Genomic DNA, 1,874 nt, shown 5'->3' with positions numbered 1-1,874 from the left:
GGCGGCGCTGAGCGACCCCGCCGCCCGGTTCGCGGAGCTGGAGGCGTTCTGCCGGGAGGTCGCCGCGTGAGCGCCCCCGTTGCCGCCCCCGCCCCGCCGGCTCCCCGCCGGTCGTCGCCTCCCCGTCGGTCGTCGCCCCCCCGGCGTTCGACGGCCGGGCGGACCTCCGCCGGTCGGGCGTCCGCCGGGCGGACCGGGCCGGCGTGGTGGACGCACCCGGGCGTGTGGCTGCCGGTCGCGCTGACGACGTTCCCGGCGATCCTGTTGCTGCCCGGCACGCAGTCGTTGCGGGTGCCGTTGCGGATGCTGTCGTACGCCGTCGCCGTGGCGCCGGCGGCGTGGTACGGACTGAGCCTGTTCGACCGCCGGGCGCTGCCCGCGGCGCCGTGGCAGGTTCTCGCCCTGGCCGTGCTGACGGCGATGATCCTGCACCCGACGACGAACGGCCTGCTGGTGGCGGTCGCCCAGATCGGGCTGTACGCCGCCGTCGCCGCCCCCGCCTTCTGGATGCCCCGCGTCCGCACCGACGCGGACGCCCTGTACCGCACAACGTTGGCGTACCTGTTCTGCGTGGGGGTGAACTCGCTGGTCGGGGTGTTGCAGGTTTACGCCCCCGACCGCTTCATGCCGGCGGAGTTCTCCCACGTGGTGTTCGAAAACAAGTTCGGCTTGGAGGTGTACAGTTACGTCGGTCCGGACGGCTCCGTCATCATCCGTCCCCCGGGGTTGTTCGACAGCCCGGGCGCGGTCGCCGGGGCGGGGATGGTCGCCGGGATCTTCGGGCTGGCGACGGTGATCGACGGCCGCTCCCTGCGGATGCGGGCGGCGGGGGCGTTCTTCGCCCTCTGCGGGCTGGCGGCGATTCTGCTCACGCAGGTCCGCACCGCGTTGCTGGTGTTGGCGGGGATGGTCGCGCTCTACCTGGCCCTGTTGGCGGTGCGGGGGCGGATGCAGCAGGTTGCCCGGGGCGTCACGATCGGCGGGGTCGCCGCGGCGGCCGGCGTGGCGGTGGCCCTCTCGCTGGGCGGGAACAGCGTTTCCGAGCGGTTCGCCAGCCTTGTGGAGGACGATCCCGTCGCCGTCTTCAACAACTCCGGCCGCGGCGGGTTCGTCAAGCAGGCCCTGACCGAATGGATCTTCGAGTACCCCGTGGGCGCCGGCCTGGGGCGCTGGGGGATGATGCGGAACTACTTCGGCGACCCGTACAACCGCGAGTCGCCGCCGATCTGGGCGGAGACGAACCTCAACGGTTGGCTGCTGGACGGCGGCGTGCTCGTTCTGTTGCTGAACCTGATCGCCCTGGGGGCGCTGTTTGCGTACCTGGTCCGGACGGCGCTCCGCTGCCCGCACCGGGCGGTGCGTCAGGCGGCGACGCTGGTCCTCGCCGTCTGCGCCGGGTGGAGCACGATGATCTTCAGCTACACGCCGTTCTGCTCGACACTGGGGATTCAATTCTGGTTCCTCGCCGGGCTGGTACGGTCGGCGGAACTGACCGCCCGCCGGGGCGCCGCCCGGCCGGCCCCGCGGCCCGCGGCCCCGCCCGTTCCCCGGTCCCGCCGACGGCTCGCGGAGCGGTCGCGATGACCCGGGCCGCGACGGCGGTCCCCCGCGCCACGCCCGACCTCACGCCCGATCCGTCGGCGACGGGCGCGCCGCGGGCGGACGGGGCGCCGCCGATGTCGCGGTTCGCCCTGGTCTCGGGGGACTTCCGCCTGCACGGGGGGATGGACCGGCCGAATTACGAACTCGCCTGGCACCTCGCCGAGCGGGAGGGGGCGGCGGTCGAGCTGGTCGCCCACCACGTCGCGGCGCCGCTGGCGGAGCACCCGCGGGTCCGCTGGACCCGGGTCCCGCGGCCGAGCGGCCGGGCGCTG

General features: G+C 74.4%; 1 protein-coding gene and 1 pseudogene. Both read left to right on the top strand.

The features are described from left to right. Positions 1-222 precede the first annotated feature (222 nt). Complete coding sequence (locus ACG2DA_RS22650; protein ID WP_395258947.1) at positions 223-1,584, top strand: hypothetical protein; 1,362 nt, start codon at positions 223-225, stop codon at positions 1,582-1,584. Positions 1,585-1,676: 92 nt separating this feature from the next. Then, positions 1,677-1,874 (top strand): annotated as a pseudogene (locus ACG2DA_RS22645) (glycosyltransferase family 1 protein); the annotation flags it as partial.

The organism is Alienimonas sp. DA493, assembly GCF_043951915.1.
Classification (GTDB): domain Bacteria; phylum Planctomycetota; class Planctomycetia; order Planctomycetales; family Planctomycetaceae; genus Alienimonas.
Note: the sequence above shows the minus strand (reverse complement) of the source record. Positions and strands in the feature narration are given on the sequence as shown.